General features: G+C 60.6%; 14 protein-coding genes. 6 read left to right on the forward strand and 8 right to left on the reverse strand.

The annotated features are described in order from the left end of the window. Positions 1-2: 2 nt before the first annotated feature. Positions 3-857, reverse strand: a complete 855-nt coding sequence (locus CLH61_RS14730; RefSeq protein ID WP_228152657.1) for a secretin N-terminal domain-containing protein — start codon at positions 855-857, stop codon at positions 3-5. A 52-nt stretch (positions 858-909) separates the two neighbouring features. Here CLH61_RS14730 and CLH61_RS18360 point away from each other — a divergent pair, with 52 nt between their 5' ends. Both CLH61_RS18360 and CLH61_RS14735 read left to right on the forward strand, forming a co-directional pair. Next, positions 910-1,119 (forward strand): hypothetical protein, encoded by a 210-nt coding sequence (locus CLH61_RS18360; protein WP_143752161.1) that lies wholly within the window; start codon positions 910-912, stop codon positions 1,117-1,119. A gap of 137 nt (positions 1,120-1,256) precedes the next feature. Next, positions 1,257-2,306 (forward strand): 3-deoxy-7-phosphoheptulonate synthase, encoded by a 1,050-nt coding sequence (locus tag CLH61_RS14735; RefSeq protein WP_456085556.1) that lies wholly within the window; start codon positions 1,257-1,259, stop codon positions 2,304-2,306. A gap of 18 nt (positions 2,307-2,324) precedes the next feature. Here the strand turns inward: CLH61_RS14735 and CLH61_RS14740 are convergent, their stop codons facing one another. Next, entirely contained in the window at positions 2,325-3,002 is a 678-nt protein-coding gene (locus tag CLH61_RS14740; protein ID WP_099615522.1) for a LysE family translocator, read from the reverse strand. A gap of 204 nt (positions 3,003-3,206) precedes the next feature. Between CLH61_RS14740 and CLH61_RS14745 the strand changes: the two genes are divergently transcribed. Next, the gene (locus CLH61_RS14745) at positions 3,207-4,649 is read left to right on the forward strand and encodes a dihydrolipoyl dehydrogenase (RefSeq protein ID WP_099615523.1); all 1,443 of its coding nucleotides are present in this window, start codon (positions 3,207-3,209) and stop codon (positions 4,647-4,649) included. Here CLH61_RS14745 and CLH61_RS14750 read toward each other — a convergent pair. Beyond that, entirely contained in the window at positions 4,589-4,876 is a 288-nt protein-coding gene (locus CLH61_RS14750) for a DUF2061 domain-containing protein (protein WP_099615524.1), read from the reverse strand. The genes CLH61_RS14745 and CLH61_RS14750 overlap by 61 nt on opposite strands. A 237-nt stretch (positions 4,877-5,113) precedes the next feature. Here CLH61_RS14750 and CLH61_RS14755 point away from each other — a divergent pair, with 237 nt between their 5' ends. The 3 genes from CLH61_RS14755 (at position 5,114) to CLH61_RS14765 (ending at position 8,885) form a co-directional block, all read left to right on the forward strand. Then, positions 5,114-5,587: a Dps family protein gene (locus CLH61_RS14755; RefSeq protein ID WP_099615525.1), complete on the forward strand. Its 474-nt coding sequence runs from the start codon at positions 5,114-5,116 to the stop codon at positions 5,585-5,587. A 157-nt stretch (positions 5,588-5,744) separates the two neighbouring features. Next, complete coding sequence (locus tag CLH61_RS14760) at positions 5,745-7,655, forward strand: choice-of-anchor I family protein (protein WP_099615526.1); 1,911 nt, start codon at positions 5,745-5,747, stop codon at positions 7,653-7,655. Between the two features lie 216 nt (positions 7,656-7,871). Further along, positions 7,872-8,885 (forward strand): porin, encoded by a 1,014-nt coding sequence (locus CLH61_RS14765; RefSeq protein ID WP_099615527.1) that lies wholly within the window; start codon positions 7,872-7,874, stop codon positions 8,883-8,885. A 67-nt stretch (positions 8,886-8,952) separates the two neighbouring features. On the opposite strand, the gene CLH61_RS14770 is transcribed toward CLH61_RS14765, so the two are convergent. The 5 genes from CLH61_RS14770 to CLH61_RS14790 form a co-directional block, all read right to left on the reverse strand. Next, positions 8,953-10,077, reverse strand: coding sequence for an NAD(P)/FAD-dependent oxidoreductase (locus tag CLH61_RS14770; RefSeq protein WP_099615528.1), 1,125 nt, complete (start codon positions 10,075-10,077; stop codon positions 8,953-8,955). Between the two features lie 2 nt (positions 10,078-10,079). Next, on the reverse strand, positions 10,080-11,399 hold the full coding sequence (locus tag CLH61_RS14775; protein WP_099615529.1) for an SAM-dependent methyltransferase: 1,320 nt from the start codon (positions 11,397-11,399) through the stop codon (positions 10,080-10,082). A 228-nt stretch (positions 11,400-11,627) separates the two neighbouring features. Further along, positions 11,628-12,923 carry a TRAP transporter large permease gene (locus tag CLH61_RS14780; RefSeq protein ID WP_099615530.1) on the reverse strand — a complete coding sequence of 432 codons (1,296 nt, stop codon included), beginning with the start codon at positions 12,921-12,923 and terminating at the stop codon, positions 11,628-11,630. Next, complete coding sequence (locus CLH61_RS14785) at positions 12,920-13,465, reverse strand: TRAP transporter small permease subunit (RefSeq protein ID WP_099615531.1); 546 nt, start codon at positions 13,463-13,465, stop codon at positions 12,920-12,922. The genes CLH61_RS14780 and CLH61_RS14785 overlap by 4 nt, the downstream gene beginning before the upstream one ends. 104 nt (positions 13,466-13,569) lie before the next feature. Then, positions 13,570-14,646 (reverse strand): TRAP transporter substrate-binding protein, encoded by a 1,077-nt coding sequence (locus tag CLH61_RS14790; protein WP_099615532.1) that lies wholly within the window; start codon positions 14,644-14,646, stop codon positions 13,570-13,572. Positions 14,647-14,696: the final 50 nt, after the last annotated feature.

Raw genomic sequence — 14,696 nt, forward strand, 5'->3', positions numbered from 1 at the left:
CGCTACAGAACCTCGACGCGCAGCTCGAAGCTCTGACTGCTGGTACGCTGGCTGTCCCGGCGATAGATCAGGCCGGAACGCTGGCCGGATTCGTCCACGGTGCTGCTGCCGAGTTCTACCCATTCGCCGGCGTGAACCCGGCGGATGGTCATCACCGCTTCGGTGTCGTAGCCCGCTATGGCATCTGCTGGGTCTTCCTCGAACGCCATGATGGTCAGTTCGACCATCTGGCCGGAGATCACCTGTGGTGTAACGAGAAAGCCGCTGCGGGTCTCGATCTGGTCCAGGATGGCAGCGGGATTGCGTCCGCCGCGGACGGCGACGGGGATGGTCCGCACATGGCCCGAGGTAATGTGGGCAGACTGGCCATCGAGCATCACCAGGTGGCGTTCCTGGCTGCGCTGGCGCTGACCGCTCTGCTGTTCCACCCGCACTCCGGCATTGTTCCGGTAACCGTCCGGACTGCTCCGGTAGACCGTAACGCTTCCTCCACTGCTGTCATTTTGTTCCCGGGTGCGGGAACGGACCGTAATCCGTAGCTGGGCCGGGGCGACGTCCATGGTATCAACCAGCAGGCCGATCTCATCAAGCAGTTCCGGTTCGCCGCGGATGACAAGTTGCTGGCCACGGGCGCTGATCGCTACCTGGCCATCGGGGTACAGGTCACGGATCTGTGCCGCCAGGTCGTTGGCCGGACGGTTGGCAACCTGATAGACCCGGGCCTCCGGGGCCGCTGCCGCGGTAGCAGGCAGGCTGCCGAGCGCCAGCAACAGAGCAAGCCAGAGGGTGTGGCAGGGGGTGCTGTGGAGAGTGCGGTGGAGGGTGCGGTGGAGGGTGCGGTAGAAGGTCTGGGACATAGGGTCTCCCGAACAGGAAAACAGTAGTGGGCCGCTGCGGATATGGAGACGGATGCGCGGTATTTTCCGCAAAAACCGGTTTTACGGTTGCCAAGCAGCAAATGCGGGATATATATTGAAAAGCATGAAGACGACACACACGACCTGTCAATTGAATGTTCTGCAAGCTTTCGGTGAAAAACCGGCAGCTGCGGTCGCTGCTGTGTTTTTCTGGTGGTTTGGTTATGGCTTTTATTTTAGCCAGAGCCCGGGCCGCCCATAAGATCTTCATCGACCGAATTACGAGGAAGGCAGCCCGGCAGAAACCCAGGCTGCCACCGGACTCAAAAAGCCCCGACTGGTAGCCCAGCCGGGGCTTTTTGATTCTGATACAGGGAAACGGGAACACTGACCATGAACATGCCGCTGACGATGGATGTACTCAATAGTACTGAAGAACCCGGGCCCGACCGGTCGCAACGGGAGATCCCGCTGCCGACGCCGGCCGGGCTGCGGGAAATGCTGCCCGCCGGGGATCTGCTGGACACCCAGGTTGCCCGCCATCGGGAGGCCATCCGCCGGGTGCTGCGGGGCGAGGATCCGCGAATGCTGGTGGTGATGGGGCCCTGCTCCATTCACGATGAAGTCGCTGCGCTTGATTACGCCAAAAAGCTGAAGCGGCTGGCGGATGATGTCAGTGACCGTTTTCTGATCGTAATGCGTGCCTACCTTGAAAAACCCCGTACCACGGTTGGCTGGAAGGGACTGTTGTATGATCCCGACCGCACCGGCGCCGGTAACCTGAACCAGGGTCTGCTGCGTTCCCGCCGCCTGTTGCTTAAACTGGCCGACCTCGGCCTGCCGCTGGCCACCGAAGCGCTCAGCCCGCTGGCGATGGATTATCTGGCGGACCTGGTGAGCTGGATCGCCATCGGTGCCCGTACCACGGAATCCCAGATTCACCGGGAACTGGTCAGCGGCCTGGCAATGCCGGTTGGTTTCAAGAACGGCACCGACGGCGGCGTGACTGTAGCCATTAACGCCATGCAGTCCGCAGCCCACCCCCATCACCATCTCGGATTGAGCCGTCACGGTACTCCGGTGATGATTACCACCCGCGGTAACCCGGATACCCACCTGGTCCTGCGCGGTGGCCGCGGTCTTACCAACTACGATGCCGACAGTATTGCCTCGGCGGTCGACGCGCTGGCTGCTGCGGGCCGGTCTACTGCCATCATGGTCGATTGCAGTCATGATAATGCCTGTAAGCAGGCGGAGCGGCAGCTGGACATTGCCCGTGAAGTCATGGCCCAGCGGCGTGCCGGCAATAATCATATTCGCGGTCTGATGCTGGAGAGCTTCCTTGAGGCGGGACGGCAGGACGACGGCGACGACCTGCAATACGGCTGCTCCATCACCGACCCCTGCCTTGGCTGGAGTGAGACCGAAACGCTGATCCGTTCGCTGTGAGCGGGTCAGCCGGTTAGCTTAGCCGCGGATGCCGGACACCCGGCCGGGGTCGTCGGTGGCACCGTCACCGCTGACCGTAGATAGCAGCAGTTGGCCGGCCAGTAACAGCAGCACACCGCCCATGATGCGGTCCAGCCAGTAGCCAAAGCGGCTGAACGAGCGGCGCACCCCGGGCAGGGTGAAGAAAACCGCCACCATCATGAACCAGAGCGCGGTGACGACCGCCATATAAAGGCCGTAACCGGCTTGCAGAACGACCGGAGTGCCGGGACTGATCACCACCGAGAACAGCGACACGAAAAACAGGGTCGCCTTGGGGTTGAGGGCATTGGTGAGAAACCCCAGTCGCCAGCCGGCAAAGCCGCTTTGCGGGACCGTGTGGGCGGTCGCCACGTGAATGCCGCCGGCCCGTGCCCGCAGGCAGTGGATGGCAATCCAGGTCAGGTAGAGCGCGCCGACGACCTTCAAAATGCTGAACAGCACCAGCGACTGCTGGATGACCAGTCCGATGCCCAGCAGGGAATAGGTGACATGAACCAGGATTCCCGAGCCGACGCCTACCGCGCTCAGCAGCGCAACCCGGCGGCTCTGGGTCAGGGCCTGGCGCAGCATGACCGCAAAGTCCGGCCCCGGGCTTGCGACCGCCAGCAGATGCACAAGTGCAACGGCAATGAATTCCGGCCAGTAGTTGTCCATTCCGCCTGATCTCCCGTGTTCCGTTTAATCCTGATGCGACCGTATGTCGGGGCCGCTTGCCCAGCATAGTGGGCCAGGCCGCAAATGTCCTGTTTTAATCCCGGGATTCCCGTGTTGTTGATGGATTGTCCGGGGCATACGGCAGCGACCTTCTATACTGGAGGCAGTGAGCGAACCTGTTACAGCCAGATCGGGAGAATAAGGGTGGATAAACGTAAAGTCGATGTCGCGATTATTGGCGCTGGCACTGCCGGTATGGTGGCCTTCAGTGCCGCACGCAAACACACCGGAAACCTGGTGTTGATCGAAGGAGAACACTACGGCACCACCTGCGCCCGGGTGGGCTGCATGCCCAGTAAACTGTTGATTGCGGCAGCAGAGAGCGCCCATAACCTGCACAGGGCGCCGATGTTCGGTGTCGAGGGCGGCGAGGTTCGCATCGACGGAGCTGCGGTGATGGCCCGGGTGCGGCGCGAGCGTGACCACTTTGTTGGCGGGGTGCTCGAGTCCATCGAGCGTATTCCCGAGGAGCTGCGGCTGCGCGGGCATGCCCGCTTCGTCCACCCGCGGCAGCTGCAGGTGGGGGATGGGCTGCAGGTGGAGGCCGAGCGGATCGTCATTGCGACCGGGTCCCGGCCCCATGTTCCCGGCTTCCTGAAAGAAGCGAAGGACCGTCTGCTGGTTAACGACGACCTGTTCGAGCTGGAGGAGCTGCCCGGATCCGTGGCGGTGTTTGGTCCCGGGGTGATTGGCCTGGAACTGGGCCAGGCGCTGAGCCGGCTGGGAGTGCGGGTGCGGATGTTCGGGGTCGGTGGCTCCCTCGGGTCGATCCGCGACGAGGCCATCCGGGACTATGCCCTGAAGACCTTCAAGGCCGAGTTTCCCCTGGATCCGGCAGCGGATGTACGCAAGGTTCAGCGCAACGGTGAGGGCGTGGTGGTGAGCTTCGTGGATGGCCAGCGGGGTGAGGTGACCGAAACGTTTGACTACGTGCTGGCGGCGACCGGGCGTCGTCCCAATGTGGACGGGCTGGATATCCAGAATGCGGACATCGAGCTGGATGATCGTGGTTCACCGTTGTTTGACCGCTTCACCATGCGCTGTGGCGACAGCCCGATCTTCATTGCCGGCGACGCCAATACCGACCGGCCACTGCTGCATGAAGCCGCTGATGAGGGCCGCCTGGCCGGAGACAACGCCGGCCGCTTTCCCGACGTCCGGGCCGGAAGCCGGCGTACCCCACTGGCAGTGGTGTTTACCGACCCCCAGATTGCCTCGGTGGGGCTGACAATCCAGCAGGTGGATGAGCAGTGTAGTGGCTGCTTTGCGGTGGGCAAGGTGTCCTTCGAGAACCAGGGGCGCAGCCGGGTCATCGGCAAGAACCGCGGCCTGCTGCACGTTTACGGTGAACACGGTAGCGGATTGTTTCTGGGTGCCGAGATGTTCGGCCCGGCGGCCGAGCACGTCGCCCACTTGCTGGCCTGGGCAGTACAGCGTCGGCTGACCGTCAGTGAGCTGCTGGAGATGCCGTTCTATCACCCGGTGATCGAGGAGGGGGTAAGAACGGCATTGAAAGATCTCAACCATCAACTCAGTATCGGGCCGGCCGAAGCCGACCGCTGCATGGATTGCGGCCCCGGGGCGTGATCGGGCCTTGCGGCCCGGGCCCACAGTTTCTCGTGGAAGAAATAGGCCACGGTGTTGATGGCGGGCTCGACCATTGCAATCAGGCTGCCGATCAGGATGTCACCAGTGAGCAGGTAAGCCACTGTAAAGGCGACGGTAAAGTGGGTGATGGCGAATGTGATCGTCTTGAGTAACGATTTGTCGCCCCTGGCACCATGGGTGTGGATAAACGATTTGAGGGCACTCATGACAGCCTCCGCCGTGTCAGTGTCTATAGGGACATTTAAAACCGGATGATAATCATTGTTAAATGAATTGTTATGAGTTTTTTTATAGATTCAGGCTATCATTATACGGTTGCAGCAAACCGGTGGGGGATTGAGTCCTCCTATCGCCGGGATTGCCTGACTATACTTCCGGTGTGTCTGACCCCTGCGGTATAGTCGGTTCATCGATTCCACACTGACTGTCAAGGGAGACAAGATATGGCTACCAATTTCATCGGCCTGGATACGGAAAAAGCCCGCAACCTGGCGGACGCGCTGAATGATCTGCTGTCCAACTACCAGATCTTCTACATGAACGTCCGCGGTTACCACTGGAATATCAAGGGTGCCAACTTCTTCGAGTTGCACCTGAAGTTTGAGGAGCTCTACAACGATCTGCTGCTGAAGATCGACGAGATCGCCGAGCGGGTACTGACCCTGGGCCACCGTCCGGCCCACGCCTACAGCTCTTACATTGAGCGTTCGGAAGTGCCGGAGCGCAAGGACGTCTCCGATGGTCGCGAAGCGATGGAAAACGTGGTTGACAGCTTTGCCCGGCTGATTGCCAAGCAGCGCGAATTGCTGGCAATGGCAGGAGATGCCAATGACGAAGGTACCGTAGCCCTGATGAGCGATTACATCTCCCAACAGGAAAAGACGGTGTGGATGTACCGGAGCTATCTGGGCCAGTAAATAGCTGCCCGTTCCGTTGTTGCTGATGGCGGCCCCAGGGTCGCCATTTTTCTGTCGCACTATTGTCGTCAAACCTTAGTGCAATTGCCTCTCCTCTGTCATATCCCTGCCATAACGTCTGTCGCTGTTCCTTACCATTCCATGCGAGAGACTACCCATGACGAATACTCCCAAAGGCTTCCGGCCGGCCCTGCTGGCTGTCAGTGTGTCGGCACTCATGCTTGGTGGCTGCCTGTCATCCGACAACGACGGTGACCCGAGTGATGATCTTGTCCAGGAGCAGCCGCGGGACCAGCTGCCGGACAAGGCCGCTGCCGTGTCCGGTTTGAGCCTGGAGTTCCTCGGCCGCCACAGTGTCGGGGTGTTTGATGCCAGTGCCGCCGAGATCACGGCCTACGACCCCGCGAGCCGCCGCGGCTTTGTGGTGAACGCGCTGGCCGGGGCGGTTGATGTGCTGGATCTTAGCGATCCGGCAAATCCGGCCAGAATCGAGACCCTGACGGTAGAGGCGGTGGCAGCCGGGGCCGTGGTCAACAGTGTGGCGGTCGCCAATGGCCTGGTGGCGGTTGCGGTTGAGGCAAATCCGAAGACCGATAACGGCTATGTCGCCGTCTTCGGCGCTGCCGATCTGCAGTTGCGGGGCAGCGTTGCGGTAGGTGCGCAGCCGGACATGGTCACCTTCACCCCGGATGGCCGTGCCATCCTGACCGCCAACGAGGGCGAACCCAGTGATGATTACCAGGTGGATCCCGAAGGCTCGGTCAGTGTGGTGGATGTGACCGACCCGACCGCACTGACGGTGCGCACCGCCGGCTTCGGCGCCTTTGATGACCAGTTGGCGACGTTACGGGCCGCGGGGGTAAGGATCTATGGCCCTGATGCATCGGTGGCCCGCGATCTGGAGCCCGAGTACATCGCCGTAAGTGCGGACAGTGCGACGGCCTGGGTGTCTCTGCAGGAGAACAATGCGCTGGCAAAAGTGGACATCGCCAGTGCCGCGATTACCGACATCCTACCCCTAGGCTTCAAGGATTATGGCGTGGATGGCCAGGGGATTGATGCCAGTGACAGCGACGGTGTGATCAACATCCGCAGCTGGCCCGGCGTGGTCGGCATCTATCATCCGGATACCATTGCCAGTTATCAGGTCGATGGCAAAACCTACCTTGTCAGTGCCAACGAAGGTGATGCCCGGGCCTGGGGCGAGGACACCCAGGCCTACTGGGATGGCGATCTGAACGAGGGCTTTGTGGAAGAAATCCGGGTCAAGCACCTGGTGCATCCGGAAGGCTTCGCGCGCCGGGTGGGCGATGACATGCCGGCCCATCTGAATGCCTTGGCCAATGGCGCGTTGCTCAATCCGGAGGTGTTCGGTTACTGCGGGGCCACCGCCGGGCTGGCCAATGCCTGTCGCGACGATGCGCAGCTGGGCCGGCTCAATGTGACCTGGACCGAGGGCTACCGCCGGGACAGCGAAGGCAATCCGGTGCTGTTCAACAGCGCAGGCGTGGAAGATCCCGCCGGTGACCGCCTGATGTATGACACCCTGTACTCCTACGGCGCCCGCTCGGTATCAATCTGGGACGAAGACGGTCAGAAGGTGTGGGATTCCGGCGATGCCATTGAGCAATTCCTCGCCAGTGCGGACTGCATGCTGGGTACGGATCGCTCTATCCCCTGCCGGGATTACTTCAATACCGGTCACGACGAGGGCTCAGCTTTTGACTCCCGCTCCGATGCCAAGGGACCGGAGCCGGAAGCTGTCGCGGTCGCGAGCTTTGGCGAGCGCTGGTTTGCTTTCCTGGGCCTGGAGCGCATGGGTGGCATCCTGGTGTATGACGTGACCGACCCGACGGCACCCCGCCAGGTAGACTACCTGAACTCCCGTGAGGACTGGCTGACCGAGGATCCGTCCACGGTGCTGGCGACTGCCGGCGATCTGGGTATCGAGAGCATCACCGTCATCCCGGCCGCAGACTCGCCGACCGGAGAGCCCCTGTTGCTGACTGGCAATGAAGTCAGTGGTACCACGGCGGTTTACCGGGTAAAGCTCGAATACCAGGACTGACCCCGGGAGCCGCCGGTTTCCGGTCTCGATCATGACAGGCACGCCAGCTCGCAGGGGTTGGCGTGCCTTTTTGCCGGGTCCCTGTGGCAAGCTAAGTTTTAGTCCGGATTCATATAACTGAAACGTTACATTAACGGTTTGGTAATAAATCAACTCCATAGTGTCACCACGATTTTCAACACCGATCGGCAATGATCACTGATGGAGTAACTACGAATGAAAAAGCAATTGCTGGCACTGGCTATCGGATCCATGGTTGTTGCGCCTTCTGTTGCGCTGGCCGACAAGGGCCCGACTGTTTACGGCAAGGTTAACGTTTCCTACGAGAATGTGGACGACGGCACTGACGATCAGTGGGAGCTGAACAGCAACTCCTCACGCATCGGTGTGAAGGGCGAGCTGGACCTGGACGTCGAGAACGTCAAGGCCATCTACCAGGCCGAGTTCCAGATTGACGTTGATGAGGGTGACAACAAGGGTCAGACCTTCTCCCAGCGCAACATTTTCGGCGGCTTCAAGCACGCCAACCTGGGTACCCTGACTGCGGGCAAGTTCGATACCCCGTTCAAGAAAGCCCAGGGCGATGTTGACCAGTTTGGCGACCTGGATGGTGACATCGGCGCGGTTGTCGACGGCGAAGAGCGTGCCAGCAACATCGTGCAGTACAGCTCCCCGAAAGTGGCCGACGCGGTTACGGTAAACCTGGCGTTTATCCCGGGCGAAGGCGATACCGTTGCGGGTGACGTGCAGGACGGCCCGGCCGACTCCTTCTCTTCATCCATCGTGTTTGACAACGGCACTTTCTACGGCGCCCTGGCCTACGATTCTGAAATGTCCACCAGCGTCTATGACGCCGAATTTGCCGGTGCCAGTGACTACGCCGTCGACGCACTGCGTGCGGTGGCCATGGTGTCCATGGACATGTTCGAAGTGGGCGTCCTGTACCAGATGTCCGAGACCGCGGAAGACATCGCTGGCGTCAGCTACGAAGATTCCAGCTACGTTGTCAGCGGCGCGGTCAAGCTGGACCGCCTGAAGCTGAAGGCCCAATATGGCCTGGCTGACCTGGACACGACTGGCGAAGAGCTGACCCTGATGGCGGTAGGCGCAGACTACAAAGTGGCCAAGAACAGCAAGGTATTCGGCTACTTCTCCCGCGTCGAGACCGATCTGGCGGATACCGAAGATTCCACGTTCGGCATCGGCTTCGAGCACAAGTTCTCTATGTAATATCCTGAGTTAGCAAGGTTAGCGACAGTTTGCCGGGGCCTGTGCCCCGGCTTTTTTGTGATGTCGGTCAGACTGCCTCTTCGAGGGGCGCGACCTGCTGGTGGAGAAACCAGTTCTCGGTGACCACTTTGCGGGTAAACCAGTGGGACCGCATCAGCGTGCTGGCCAGTGGCATCCTGAGCCAGTCCGGAACCTGCCAGCCGGAGGCCTGGTTCAGCGCCCGTACCCCGAAACGTTCGGAAATTGCCGCACCGTAACGCTGCAGGCTGCGCACCGAGTAATCCTCCGCTTCACCAATAACCCGTGCCGCCAGCAGTGCCGATTCAATGGCGGGTCGGATCCCTTCCCCGCTCTGGGTATAGGCCAGGCCGGCCGCGTCGCCGACCAGTAGCACGCCGTCATCGGCCAGGGGACGTTCCGCGTGGGCGTAGAGCAGGTAGGCGTGCCCCTTGAAGCGTCCGGGCAGGTCGGCAGGAATACGGCCGCTGGCCTTCATGTCATCAACAAACCGCTGCAGATGGTCGCTGAGTTTGTGATTGTCTTCCCGGCCCAGGCCGATGTTGAGGTAATTGCCCTTGCGGAACACCCAGGCATAGCCCTTGAGGTCGCGGCAGAACCACAGTTCCGGCGTGTCGCCCCGCGCCATGCAGCGGCTGGCCTGCTCCGGTGTCATTTCAAATTCCACTTCCTTCGCGGCGACCACGGTTTCATGGCTACCGGGGCCCTCCCCGAGCTTTTGGGCGACGGGGCAGAAATGGCCACCGGCACCCACCAGCAACGGTGCCTGCCACTGGCCATTGATGAGCCACTGGTCACCGGTCCGTTCGATGGTTTTCACCGGTGTGTTCAATTGCTTGTCGCAGCTGGTGCGGTCCAGCAGGTACGCATCGAACTCGCAGCGGCGGATGCCGTAGCTCACCACCCCGTGATGGTCGTTTTCAACCGCCGGTTGGCCCATCATACCGATACGGAAGCGGCTGATCGGCTGCAGGATGTGATCCTGGCCATAATCCGCCGGGGGGATGTCCAGGCTTGCCAGTACCGCCGGGGTCACCCAGCCGGCGCAGGTCTTGTCGCGGGGAAAGGCCTGCTTGTCGATAATCAGTATCCGCTTGTGCTGTCGCTCCAGGGCGCGGGCGAGGGTGGACCCTGCCGGCCCGCCACCAACAATAATGACGTCGTACTGGTCCATAATCACTCGGCCTCCGGGGCTGCCGGGAACACATACAGGTCCTGACGGCTCTGGGGCAGCCGGTTGTTGTTGCCGTGGCTGAAGACTACCTGGAACAGTTGCAGAGAGCCGGCGCGGAAGGCCGCGATGGAGCCGGCCAGGTACATTCGCCAGGCCCGGGTGAAGTGCTCGTCATACATCGCGGTCACCTGCTGCTCGTTACTGCCGAACCGCTCCATCCAGTGGGTGAGCGTCCGGGCATAGTGCAGACGCAGGTTTTCCACGTCGAGCACCGAGAAGTCACTGTGTTCGCAGATCTCCATGAACTCCGCAATACTGGGCGGGTAAGCCCCGGGGAAAATCCGCTTCTCGATCCAGGCGTTCATCAGCATGGGCTTGTTACGACCGATGCTGTGCAGCAACGCCAGGCCATCGGGTTTCAGGCTCCGCTTGATGAGTTCCGACAGTGCCGGGTAGTTGTCCTTGCCGACATGCTCCAGCATGCCGATGGATACAAAGGCATCGTACTGCCCGGAAATATTGCGGTAATCGTCCTCGATATAGTCGATCAGATGATCGAGGTGCTGGCGCCGGGCTTCGTCCCGGGCATAGGCCAGTTGCTCCTTCGAGATGTTGTAGGCGTGGACCCGAACCCCGTAATGGCGCGCCATGTAGCGGGCCAGCCCGCCCCAGCCACAACCTGCTTCCACCACGGTCTGGCCCGGTTTGAGGCGCAATTTGCGGCAGACATGCTCCAGCTTGGCGAGCTGTGCCTGCTCCAGGGTGAGGTCCGGTCGCTCGTAGTAGGCGCAGGTGTATTGCATCTCCGCCTGGTCGAGCCACAGCCGGTAAAAGTCATTGCCGAGGTCGTAATGGTGATGGATGTTCTCCCGTGCCTCGGCGAGCCCGGTGGAGCGGGGGTTGTGGTTCCGCCACAGGGCGTCCAGCCATTTTGGCCAGCTTTCCCTGGCCTGGTGTACCGCCCGGTACAGGGTTGCCATCAGCTCGGGAAGGTCGCCTTCAACATCGAGACGGCCGGCGCTGTAGAGGTCACCGAAGGCGAGGTTGGGGTTGGTCACCAGAGCAAACAAGGCCTTGGGGTCATTGAGCTGGATGGTGAAACGGGCTTCGCCCTGTTCCGGCTCGATGACTTCGTTGTTCCAGAGCCGGAAGCGGACCGGTGGGGAGCCTGCCATCTGCATCAGTTTGGCCACCAGCCAGCGTTCATAGCTGTGCGGGTCGCGATCGGCCTGCAGTCGCTCCAGTGGCAGCGACAGCACGTTGGCTTTGTCGGGTTGTTGTTTTACCTCGGTTTCGACCTTGCTCGCCGTACTCTGGCCCATGGACAGTCATCTCCCTGTGTCAGCGCTAAAGTCTGGGTGCAGACATTCACTGCGGGGCGCCGGTTGTGGCTGACGTACCCAAGTGAATATCCTTGGTTGTCAGATCAGTATAGAAAATGATCAGGGAATGTCACGGTAGCCGGTGGCAGAGCGGGAGCGTGCGGTCAGCCATAAAAAAACGGCCGGGCTGGTGCCCGGCCGTTCTCGCATCGCGGAAATCTGATCCGGTCAGTAGGTCGAGCTCATGCCGAACCATCCCGGGAAGATGATGATCATCGCCAACACCAGTATCTGCAGCAGGATGAACGGCAGCACCCCCTTGTAGATGTCGGTGGTCTTGATCTGCGGCGGCGCCACTCCCTTGAGATAGAACAGCGAGAAGCCGAAGGGGGGCGTCAGGAAGCTGGTCTGCAGGTTCATCGCAATCAAGATGGCGAACCACAGCATGTTGATCCCCAGGGCCTCGGCGATCGGTGCCAGGATTGGCACGATGATGAAGGAAATCTCCACGAAATCGATGAAGAAGCCCAGTACCAGGATCACCAGCATGGCGAGGACGATAAAGCCCCATTTTTCGCCCGGCAGTTGCAGCATCCACTCTTCCAGCAGGTAATCACCGCCGGTATAGCTGAACACCATGGAAAAGGCGGTAGCACCGATCAGGATGGCGAACACCATGGCTGTTACCTTGACGGTATCCCGGGCACTGTCCCAGACCATCTGGAAGGAGAACTGGCGGTAGATCAGTGCCAGTACGACGGCGCCCACGCCACCCAATGCGGCCGATTCGGTGGGGGTGGCAATGCCGGTGAAGATCGAGCCGAGCACCACCACAATCAGGGCCAGTGGCGGGATGATGGCGAGCAGGGCGCTGACGATTTCCTGCTTGCGGGAGCGATCAGGGTCCGCCGGCATGGCCGGGGCGGTCTCCGGCTTGAAGCGGGTCAGGATCAGGATGTAGACGATGTACAGGCCAATCAGCACCACCCCCGGCCACACTGCCGCCTTGAACAGGTCTCCCACCGGCAGGCCGAGCACGTCACCCAGGATGATCAGGATGATGGACGGCGGCACGATCTGGCCGAGGGTTCCCGCGGCGCAGATGGTACCGGTACTGAGGCGCTTGTCGTACTTGTGGGCCATCATTACCGGCAGGGAAATCAGACCCATGGCCACGACGCTGGCGCCGACCACGCCGGTGGAAGCTGCCAGCAGGGCACCCACCAGAATGGTGGAAATGGCGAGACCGCCGGGCAGGCCGCCGAACAGCCGGCCCATGGAGCTGAGCAGCTGCTCTGCCAGTTTGGTTCGCTGCAGCACGACTCCCATGAAGATGAACAGCGGCACCGCCATCAATACCGTATTCTGCATCACACTCATGATGCGATAGGGCATGAAGGCGAACAGGTCCATACCCTCGGCGAAGATCCCGAAAAACAGCGCCACCCCGCCAAAGGTAAAGGCTACCGGGAAGCCCAGCATCAGCATGAGGAGGGCAACGCCGAACATGATAATTCCGATCATGCCAGACCCTCCCCGCCATGGCCTTCTTCGTATTGCTTCTCACCGGACAACACCCGGAGGGCAAAGGTAGCCATGCCCAGACCGGCAGTCGCGGTAAAGATGGCGGTCAGCGGGATCACCGCCTTGATGATCCAGCGATGCGGCAAGCCGCCCGGATCGCCGCTGCCTTCGCCCATCTGGTAGGCGTCGATCGCAAAGCTGTAGCCGTAGGTACCGATGAGGTAGGCAAAGGGAATGACAAAGAGCAGGGCTCCGACCAGGTTGACCCAGGCCCGGGCTTTCTGTCCCCAGTTGTTATAGAAAACATCGACCCGCACATGGCCATCCGAGCGCAGTGCGTAGGGGATACCGAACAGGAAGACCACCGAATAGAGGTGCCACTCCATTTCCTGCATGCCGATTGATACATCATTGAATACGTAGCGGGTGATGACGTCATAGAAGACATTTGCCGTCATCAGGATCAGCGCGACAATCGCGATCCAGCCGCAGAGATTGGACAATTTGCCGAGGCCTTCGTCCAGTTTGATAATCCAGCGCATCACACGTCCTCTGCCAGCCTTGTGGGCAGCATGATTTCAGTTGCTATAAACGACAAAACCGGGATCACCTGTAGAGCGATCCCGGCTCTGTATCAGCCGCTATCTTACTCGACTTCGGCCATGGTGTTGAGGTAGGCGCGCTCCGAGATATCGGTGTACGCCCGGCTCTGCTCGAGGTAGTTCTGCTGGGACTCGATGATCTTCGCTGCAATCTCGCTGCCGGCCGCCGCTTCTTTCAGCAGCTTCTTGTTGGCATCGTACATCGCCTGGAAGATGTCCTGCGGGAACTGCTTGATCTGCACGTTGGGGTACTCTTCCTTGATGTTGGCCCATGCCTTGGCATTTTCGTGCTGGGAGTGGACGAGCATGTCATAGGATGCGGTGCGCATCGCTATGCGCATGATTTCCTGGAGGTCCTGCGGCAGCTTTTCCCAGACTTTCTTGTTGACCAGGAACTGCAGCTCGGTTGCCGGCTCGTGCCAGCCAGTGTAGTAGTAATCGGCAATCTGCTGGAAGCCCAGACGCAGGTCGAGGGCCGGACCGACCCACTCGACGGCATCAATGGTGTTGCGCTCGAGGGCAGTGTACAGCTCGCCGGGGGCAATGTTGGTCGGATTGACGCCCACTTCCGCAAACACTTCGCCGGCGAAGCCCGGAATCCGCATTTTCAGACCCTTGAGGTCATCCAGTGACTTGATTTCCTTGCGGAACCAGCCGCCCATCTGGACGCCGGTATTGCCGCCCGGGAAGGACAGCATGTTGTGGGGTTCATACACTTCCTGCATCAGTTCCATGCCGCCGCCGTGGTAGAACCAGGCGTACTGTTCCATGGCGTTCATGCCGAAGGGCATGCTGGTGAAGTACAGGGTTTCAGGAACCTTGCCTTTCCAGTAGTAGGAGGCAGAGTGGCCCAGGTCGTACTGGCCGGCCTTGACCATGTCAAACACGCCCAGTGGGGCCTTGTGTTTGTTGGCGGAGTCGATGCGTACCTGCAGCCGGCCGTTGGACATTTTCTCAACGTTTTCGGCAAAGCGCTTGGTGGTGTCACCAAAGATCGGGAAGTTGGGGCCCCAGGTTTCGGCCATGCGCAGGGTGAATTTTTCCTGCGCGAGCGCCTGCCCGGCGGCAAGGGTAGTTGCCACAGCCAGCACAGCCGCGGAAAGAACAGAACGGATCTTCATTGCTCTTCTATCCTCTATTGTCGTTGTTGTGTTCGGAGCAACCACCATGT

Source organism: Marinobacter profundi, assembly GCF_002744715.1.
In the GTDB taxonomy this organism is placed as follows: Bacteria; Pseudomonadota; Gammaproteobacteria; order Pseudomonadales; family Oleiphilaceae; genus Marinobacter; species Marinobacter profundi.

Coding starts and splice junctions, on each gene's coding strand:
- CLH61_RS14755 (WP_099615525.1), top strand. CDS start 5,114: ATGGCTACCAATTTCATCGGCCTGGATACGGAAAAAGCCCGCAACCTG.
- CLH61_RS14765 (WP_099615527.1), top strand. CDS start 7,872: ATGAAAAAGCAATTGCTGGCACTGGCTATCGGATCCATGGTTGTTGCG.
- CLH61_RS14740 (WP_099615522.1), bottom strand. CDS start 3,002: ATGGACAACTACTGGCCGGAATTCATTGCCGTTGCACTTGTGCATCTG.
- CLH61_RS14735 (WP_456085556.1), top strand. CDS start 1,257: ATGCCGCTGACGATGGATGTACTCAATAGTACTGAAGAACCCGGGCCC.
- CLH61_RS14730 (WP_228152657.1), bottom strand. CDS start 857: ATGTCCCAGACCTTCTACCGCACCCTCCACCGCACCCTCCACCGCACT.
- CLH61_RS14780 (WP_099615530.1), bottom strand. CDS start 12,923: ATGATCGGAATTATCATGTTCGGCGTTGCCCTCCTCATGCTGATGCTG.
- CLH61_RS14750 (WP_099615524.1), bottom strand. CDS start 4,876: ATGAGTGCCCTCAAATCGTTTATCCACACCCATGGTGCCAGGGGCGAC.
- CLH61_RS14760 (WP_099615526.1), top strand. CDS start 5,745: ATGACGAATACTCCCAAAGGCTTCCGGCCGGCCCTGCTGGCTGTCAGT.
- CLH61_RS14790 (WP_099615532.1), bottom strand. CDS start 14,646: ATGAAGATCCGTTCTGTTCTTTCCGCGGCTGTGCTGGCTGTGGCAACT.
- CLH61_RS14785 (WP_099615531.1), bottom strand. CDS start 13,465: ATGCGCTGGATTATCAAACTGGACGAAGGCCTCGGCAAATTGTCCAAT.
- CLH61_RS18360 (WP_143752161.1), top strand. CDS start 910: ATGCGCGGTATTTTCCGCAAAAACCGGTTTTACGGTTGCCAAGCAGCA.
- CLH61_RS14775 (WP_099615529.1), bottom strand. CDS start 11,399: ATGGGCCAGAGTACGGCGAGCAAGGTCGAAACCGAGGTAAAACAACAA.
- CLH61_RS14770 (WP_099615528.1), bottom strand. CDS start 10,077: ATGGACCAGTACGACGTCATTATTGTTGGTGGCGGGCCGGCAGGGTCC.